Raw genomic sequence first — 7,655 nt, forward strand, 5'->3', positions numbered from 1 at the left:
TCTTCCGCGGAGTGACCCCGCGTGTCGGCCTCTGGGGCCGGCGGCAGGGAGTAGGGCGCTCGCGCTACGCGCCGGGGGCCGAGGAACCCAGCCGGGACGCCAGCGGGACCTTGATCTCCTGCGCCGTCGGGTCGAGGTCCGCGACGTCGATGTCGAGCGCCTGGCCGCCCCACTGCTCGAACGCGGCCGCGATCGCCCGCCGGGCCTCGTCGTACTTGCGGCTCACCAGCCGCCGCGCCGCCCACGCGGACTCCCGGGAGCGCAGCGCCGACTCGATCCGGTCGACCTGCTCCGGTGAGGCGAGCAGCCCGTAGGCCACCTGCAGGCCGAGCCGGGCGTCGATCCGATAGTCGTGGCCGCGCCGTACGAACGTCCCCGGCCGCGACTGCATGCCGTTCTTCAGGTCCACCACCGCCAGCACGAACGACGTGATGGACCGGAACCGCGTCTCCCGCGGCACCATCGGCGGCCGCGAGGCCGGGGGCCCCAGCCACCACGGCCGCTCGACCACCATGGTGTAGGCGAACTTGTTGACCGGGTCGTCGTGGTGCACCACCAGCAGGTGCCGCCCCACCCCCGGGACCGGCGGGTCCGCCTCGTCCGGCTGTGACACCAGGATCAGCCGGTGGTCGGGGTCGATCGCGTCGGGGTACTCGCGCCACCGCTTCCACAGCTCGGTCCGGAACGGCACGCCGAGGTACAGCCCCCCGGACACGCCGAGGTGGTCGAACTCCCGCGGCCCCACGACCGTCCCGGGCCCCGCGGCCACGTCCAGGGCCACGTTGGCGCCCAGGCTCTCGCCCAGCAGCACCACCCGCGGCCGGTCCGCCTCGGGCATCGTCTCCACCCGGCGCCGGATCCCCTCCAGCACCAGCCGGGTCAGCCGCACCCCGGCCATGGTCTCCGGCAGCGCCAGCGCGGACGGCACCAGCGCGTACTGCGGCACCACGATCGCGCAGTCACCGCGTGTGAGGTACTCCAGCGCCTCGGCGACCACGTAGTTGCAGTAGCCCACGCCGGTGGGCGCCGCCACGCAGATCAGCCCGCGCTCGAAGCCGCCGAGCGCCTCCAGCTCCCGCACCGCGAGCTGCGCCCGCTCCTCCACCGTCGGGGCGGCGTCGAATCCCGCCACTACCCGCACCGGGTCCACCGCGGGCTCGCCCATCACCTTCTCGATGTCGCCGGCCTCCAGGGCCATCAGGACGAACCGGCGACCCTCCTTGCCGATCGAGTCGAACGGGACCATGCTGCTCGGCCCGGCGCTCACGTGCACCGACGTCGGCGGCCGCTGGTAGGCCGGCTCGACGATGTCGTCGCGCTTCTCGATCCCGGCGGTCACCCGGCGCAGCGCCACCGCGCTGCCGACGACGATGGGGGCCAGTGTCGCCGAGTGGGCCAGGAAGCCGCCCGCGGCGCCGGCGTCCTCCCCGAGCACGCGGGCCAGGCCCTTCTCGATCAGCCCGGCGACGGCCTGCTCGGCCACCGCGATCGCGCTCATGCCGACCGCGGCCCCGACCCCGAGGACCCCCGCCTTGGCCAGCGTCCCCGCGCCGCCGGACCGCACCGCGGGCCGGTCCGGGTCGACCAGCCCGTAGCGCCGCGCCCGCGACCCGCGGTTGACCAGCGCCGCCGTGGCGACGCCCGCGCCCATGGCCATGGTGGGCAGCAGCGTGGTGTCCAGCCCGGGCCGGAGTCCGGTCACCCGGTGCAGGGCCGTCTGCGCCGCGGTGATCGACCCCCCGGCGAGCGCCGTGTAGGCCAGCCGCCGAGCACTGGTGTGGACGGTGGCCGTCGCCAGCGACGAGTCCGCGTACGGCTCCAGCGCGCGGGCCGCGAGCATCCCGCCCGCGTACGTGAGCCCGGAGGCGATCATCGTCGCCCGCGGCGTCGGGCGGCGCCCCGGCCACAGCGCGGCGGCGGCCTCCAGTGCCGCCCAGGTCGCGGTCGTCAGCTCGTAGTTGACGGTGGCGACCACCCCGGTGGCGACGGCCTGGTCGATCGCCGAGCGGGGGAGCAGCCCGCGCCCGAAGGACGCCGGGACCGCCCACGCGGCGGACAGCACACCCGCCTGGGCGCCGACGTCCGCCGCCCACCGGGTGATCCACTGCGGTCTGCGCACCCCCCGATCATGCCGTCCCCGGCGTCCCCGCGCGGCCTCCCGCGCGGACCGGGTCGCACGTCCTAGCCTGGGCGACCGGTGAGGTGGGCGTGATCAAGTACCTGGGGTCGAAGCGGCGGCTGGTGCCCGTCCTGGGCGCCATGGCCGCCGCCGCCGGTGCCCGGACCGCTGTCGACCTGTTCTCCGGGACCGCCCGGGTGTCCCGGGAGCTGAAGGCCCGCGGGGTGCACGTGACCGCGGTCGACTCCGCCCGCTACGCCGCGGTGCTCGCGCAGGCCCTGGTGGCCACGGACGGGCGCGGCGTCGATGCCGACCGGCTCGCCCGGGCGCTGCGGCACCTGGCATCCCTGCCGCCGGCGGACGGCTACGTCACCGAGACCTTCAGCCGGCGCGCCCGCTTCTTCCAGCCGCACAACGCTGCCCGCATCGATGCGATCCGCGAGGGCATCGCCCGCGAGTTCTCGGGCGACCCGCTCGAGCCGGTCCTGCTCGCCGCGCTGCTGCTCGCGGCCGACCGGGTGGACTCCACGACGGGCGTGCAGATGGCCTACCTCAAGACGTGGGCGCGTCGGTCGTACGCCGACCTCGACCTGCGGGTCCCGCCGCTGCTGCCCGGCTCCGGTCGCGCCGTGCTCGGTGACGCGACGACATGGGCGTCGGCGGTCGGCCCGGTGGACCTGGCGTACGTGGACCCGCCGTACAACCAGCACCGCTACACCGCGAACTACCACGTGTGGGAGACCCTGGTCGCCTGGGACGCCCCGGAGCACTATGGGGTCGCGTGCAAGCGGGGCGACCTGCGAGAACCCCACGGCCGCAGCGCATTCAACAGTCGGCGGACCATGCCGGCGGCCCTGCGCGCGGTGATAGAGGACCTCCATGCCGACGTCGTCGTGGTCTCCCACAACGACGAGTCGTGGGTGGGCGCCGACGAGATCGCGGCCTGGTGCGGGGCGTACGGCGAGGTCGCGGTGCTGGACGTCCCCTCGCGTCGGTACGTCGGCTCGCGGATCGGGATCCACGACCGCAACGGTGTCCGCGTCGGCACGCCGGGGCGCAGCCACAACGTGGAGCACCTGGTGGTCGCGGGCCCCGGTGCCACGGTCTCGGCGATGGTGTCAGCGGCCGTCGACGCGGCCGCGGAGGCGGGGGTTCGGGTGTCGGTCGGGGTCCCCGTCGCCGGCTGACCCACCGTCCGGCGCGAGGGCCCGGGCACAAAGGAGTCCGAGCGCTGCCGACGGGGGAGACAGCAACGCTCGGACCAGGAACACAGTAGTACGGCCCGGCCGCTTTGGGAACTCGTCGAGCGGGCGATTCGCCGGCTCGGCCCGGACGCGGCGAGGCCCGGCGAGCCCCCCGTACCCGCCGGGCCTTCCACCTGCCAGTGAAGACCCGCCCCGGGGGACGGGCAAGGCCAGCGATGTCCCCTGTCGGGGGGACATCGGCGGGGCTTTGCGCCTACCGCGCGCGGGGGTCCGGGCCGCCCGCGGTAGGTCGGTCGGGGTCCGGTCCGCCCTGCAGGGTGTCCGGCTCGAGCAGACCGTCCTGCTGCGCGGCGGCGAACAGTTGGGTCCGGGTCCGGGCCTCGCGGCCTGCGGCGGCGTACTTGTCCCGGACCCGGTCGAGGTACTCCTTGACGGTGTAGGGCGAGACGTCCATCCGGCGGGCCACGGCAGCGATCTTCAGCCCGGAGGCGTAGAGCCGCAGCGCGGTCAGCTCGCGGGGGCTCAGCTGCGGCCGGCTCGGGGCGGTGAGCAGGGCGGCGGCCAGCGCGGGGGTCAGGGACAGCTCACCGCGCAGCGCCGCCGCCATCGCCTCCGCGAGATCGGTCGCGTGCGACGCCTTGGGGACGAAGCCCAGCGCGCCCGCCTCGATACCGTCGCGGATGAGGGCGGTGTCGCCGACCTCGCTCACCAGGACGACCGCGATCCCGGCGGCGCGCAGCTGCTGCACGCACCCGACGAGCTCGCGCCCCCCGTCACCGAGGTTGATGTCCAGCAGGGCGACCCTGGCTCCGGACGACGCGGCCTCCGCGCAGTCCATCCCGGAGTAGACGACCACGATCTCTGCGGGGGCCTCGGGACCGGCGAGGAGGGCGGCCAGGCCCTCGCGGACCAGGGCGTGGTCGTCGACGATGGCGACGGACAGCGGGTCAGGGGACATGGGCGATCCGCACCTCCCGCCACAGCGGTTCGTCCTCGTCGGCCGCGGCCGATGCCACCTCGCCCGCCGCCACCACAGGTATCTGCTGGTGCGCGACCAGGTGCACGACCACCTCGTCGTCGTCGGTGTCGATGGTCAGCTGCGCCGTCGTCTCGGGGGGCAACCGGTCGAGGTCGGCGAACAGCAGCCGGCGGACCTCGTCGAGCCGGTCGCGCCCGACCTCAGGGAGCGACTCCGGGGCGTGGACGTCGAGCGCCACTCGGCGGGCCCGGGCCACCACGGCGAGCTGGACCGCGAGGGCGAAGACGGGGCTGCGGGTCGCGTCCACCCGGACCAGAGTCCGGACGAACCGCTCCTCCTCGGCGCAGCGGGCCCGGACCGCCGGGTCGCGCGGGTCGAGCACCCCGTCGGCGAGGCTGTCGAGCAGGGGCAGCGTCGTCTGCTCCAGGGTCGCGAAACGGGCCCTGCTGACCTCCAGCGCCCGTGCCGCCGCCGCCAGTTCCGCCGCCGCTCCCGCCGCGTCGGCGCGGGCCCGCTCGTATGCGTGCACCTGGCCGCGGACGGCCCGGGCGAACAGCGCGCCGGCCACCAGCAGGGCCCCGCCCGGTCGGACGATCTCCAGCGGGTCGAACCCCATCGTGGCCCACCACGTGCCGAGGGCCGCGACCCACGACCAGGTCGGCCCGACCATGACCACGACCAGGAGAACCGCGCTCATCGCCTCCGAGCTCCACGAGGACCACACGTCCGGCGCGACACCGTCCAGGGCTCGCTGCTCCAGCAGGTAGACGAGCGGTGTGGCGATGCATGCGGCGCCCACGTCCCACCAGGTCAACCGGCGGCGGCGTACGCCGGACACGGACAGCCACGCGGCGAGGGCCAGGAACACGGCCATCCCCGCCGCGGTCCAGACGACCAGGGGGTACTCGTCCCACGACACCGCGAGGGTGGCGACCGACAGCACGGCCGTGGGGAGCAGGATCGCCGGCGCCACCAGCGTCGTCACCTTGGCGGCGTCGGCGGCGTAGTGCTCGTCCGCGAGCGAGGCCAGCGTCGGGGACCAGGTGATCCGCACGCTGGTCCCGGCGCCGCCGGGGGAGGTGATGATCACCGAGCCGCCGATGCCCTCGACGGCGCCGCGGATGCTGCGGTCGATGCCGAGTCGTCGCTCCGACGCGGCCAGGTCCATGCCCTGCCCGTCGTCGGTGACGGTGAGGACCACTTCGTCCGGGGCGTGCGGGGACGGGGCGGCGGTGACGCTGACCCGGGTGGCGCGCGCGTGCCGGGCGGCGTTGCGGACCGCCTCGGCGGCGGCGTCGAGCAGGACGTGTCGCTCGGGCTCGGGGACCGAGGACAGTGCCCCGAGGGAGGCCTCGGTCGTCGCCCCCGAGGCCCGGGCATCCGCTAGCGCCCGGGCCAGTCGGCTCTGCGGTGCCACGTCCGGTGCTTCGCCGGCGCCGACGTGCGCCGGACCCGGCTCGGGTATCCCGGCGCGCCCCAGCGCGCGGATGTCGCGGGCCGCCTCGGCGCAGGTTCGCTCGACGTCGCGGACCCGGTCGTCGCCGACGCCCCAGCCGACAGCGGTGAGCGTGTTGAGCACCGAGTCGTGCAGGAGCCGCTCGCGGGCGGCGGTGTCCCGGGCCACGGCTTCGGTGACCCGCGCGGCCATCGCGGTTCGCAGTAGGTCGTCGAAGGCCACCGCCACCGAGCCGGCGGCGCGGCGCAGGGTGGTCGAGGACGCGGTGGCCGCGACGCCCAGCGTCACGGCATACAGGCCGTAGAGGTAGGCGTGCTCGTGCGGCTGGCCGCCGTGCTCGGTCGTGGTGAGGGCGGCGACCTCGATCACGGCGCCGGCCGCGGTGATGACCAGGGCGCTGCGGGCGGCGAGCCGCAGGCCCGCGTAGGACACGGTCACGTTGACCAGGGACGCGTCCGCGGGCCAGTCCGCCAGCCCCCCCCCCGGCCCGAGCATGAACAGCAGGGCGGCTCCGGCGAGCGCGGCGACGTTGGCGACCTCCGCGGCATGGCGCCACCGACGCCAGGGCTCGGGGCCCCAGGTGGTGGCGACGACGGCCACCAGGGTCACGCCGGTGAGGACGATGACGGCGGCCATCAACGGGTCGTCCTGCGACCACGGCCACAGCCGCGGATCGGCCCAGATCCAGGCCAGCTGCCACACGACGGCGAAGGCGATGAGACCCCGCTCCACCACCTCGACCGCGGGATCGGGGCCACGGCGGGGCGCCGGGGCCGCGGTCGCAGCTCCGGTGGCGGTCGCGTCCTGCAGCCCCATCGGACCCCCGTCCACGTGCTGGCCCGACGGTACCCCAGGGGGTGGCCCTGCGCGGGTCGGCGGGAGCGCTCCAGGACCGGCGTTCCTGCCCCGGGCACGGCCCCCCGGACGTAGCCTGGCTATTCGGGCCGCAGCGAGGAGGCGCGCCGGTGGCCGGTGACCACGAGCCCACCCTGATCCAGTCGGTGCAGCGCGCGCTGCACCTGATGGAGGAGTGCGCTGCCGCCGAGGGCCGGGCCACCGCGAAGGAACTGGCCCGTCGGACCGGCCTGGCCCTGCCCACGACGTACCACCTGTTGCGCACCCTGGTGCACGAGGGCTACCTGCAGCGGCTGGAGGACGGCTCGTACGCCCTGGGCCACCGGATGGACCTGGTGGTCGGGCGCGGACGAGCTGCTCGAGCCGTCGCGCAGGCCCGGCCGGCACTGGAGTGGCTGCGGGACGAGCTGACGGTGCCGGTGTATCTCGCGCTGCACGACGACGGCGAGATCGTGGTGGCCGAGATCGTCGACGGGCCGAAGGCGCCGCGGATCGACCTGTGGGTGGGGATGCACGACGCCGCGCACGCCACCGCGCTGGGGAAGTGCATCCTGGCCCACCTGGCCGAGGAGGACCGCGAGGACTACCTGGCCCGGCACCCCCTGCACCGGCTCACGCCGAACACGACGGTGGACCGCACCCGGCTGCGGGACGACCTGCGCGAGCACCCGCAGATCGCGCTGGACCGGGAGGAGTACGCCGTGGGCGTCTCTTGCGCCGCAGCCCCGGTCGTCACGGACCGGCTGATCGGGTCGGTGGGCTTCTCCACCACGGCGCGCGGCCGGCGGGGGGACCTGCGCCGCGCCGCCGAGGCGCTGCGGGAGACGGCCACCCGGGTGTCCCGCACCCTCGCCCTGGCCTGAGCTCCCGGCCTACCCCCTCCGCGGACGCCCACGCCCCGGTCACCTTCCGTGTGGTGGGGGGGTCGGGGGGGACACAAGAACGGACCGGCCCCCCCCGCCCCCCGGGGGGGGGGGGGGGGGGGCGGGGCCACCAACACCCCCCCCCCCCGGGGGGGGGGGGGGCGGGGGCCCGCGGGGG

General features: G+C 75.7%; 5 protein-coding genes. 2 read left to right on the forward strand and 3 right to left on the reverse strand.

Annotation, left to right across the window (positions count from 1 at the left end; translation table 11 throughout):
• Positions 1-64: 64 nt before the first annotated feature.
• Positions 65-2,119, reverse strand: coding sequence for an alpha/beta-hydrolase family protein (locus R2737_15315; protein MEZ5117629.1), 2,055 nt, complete (start codon positions 2,117-2,119; stop codon positions 65-67).
• A gap of 89 nt (positions 2,120-2,208) precedes the next feature.
• Here R2737_15315 and R2737_15320 point away from each other — a divergent pair, with 89 nt between their 5' ends.
• Positions 2,209-3,306, forward strand: coding sequence for a DNA adenine methylase (locus R2737_15320; protein MEZ5117630.1), 1,098 nt, complete (start codon positions 2,209-2,211; stop codon positions 3,304-3,306).
• Positions 3,307-3,577: 271 nt separating this feature from the next.
• Here R2737_15320 and R2737_15325 read toward each other — a convergent pair whose 3' ends face one another.
• Positions 3,578-4,282 (reverse strand): response regulator transcription factor, encoded by a 705-nt coding sequence (locus tag R2737_15325; protein ID MEZ5117631.1) that lies wholly within the window; start codon positions 4,280-4,282, stop codon positions 3,578-3,580.
• Positions 4,272-6,575: a hypothetical protein gene (locus R2737_15330; GenBank protein ID MEZ5117632.1), complete on the reverse strand. Its 2,304-nt coding sequence runs from the start codon at positions 6,573-6,575 to the stop codon at positions 4,272-4,274. Before R2737_15330 ends, R2737_15325 begins: the two co-directional genes overlap by 11 nt.
• 149 nt (positions 6,576-6,724) lie before the next feature.
• On the opposite strand from R2737_15330, the gene R2737_15335 reads away from it, so the two are divergent.
• Positions 6,725-7,477 carry an IclR family transcriptional regulator C-terminal domain-containing protein gene (locus R2737_15335; protein MEZ5117633.1) on the forward strand — a complete coding sequence of 251 codons (753 nt, stop codon included), beginning with the start codon at positions 6,725-6,727 and terminating at the stop codon, positions 7,475-7,477.
• Positions 7,478-7,655 lie beyond the last annotated feature (178 nt).

Source organism: Candidatus Nanopelagicales bacterium, assembly GCA_041393815.1.
Taxonomy (GTDB): domain Bacteria; phylum Actinomycetota; class Actinomycetes; order S36-B12; family JAWKJK01; genus JAWKJK01.

Bases quoted from the DNA above. Each gene is read 5' to 3' on its own strand.
- R2737_15325 (MEZ5117631.1), bottom strand. From the start codon at position 4,282: ATGTCCCCTGACCCGCTGTCCGTCGCCATCGTCGACGACCACGCCCTG.
- R2737_15330 (MEZ5117632.1), bottom strand. From the start codon at position 6,575: ATGGGGCTGCAGGACGCGACCGCCACCGGAGCTGCGACCGCGGCCCCG.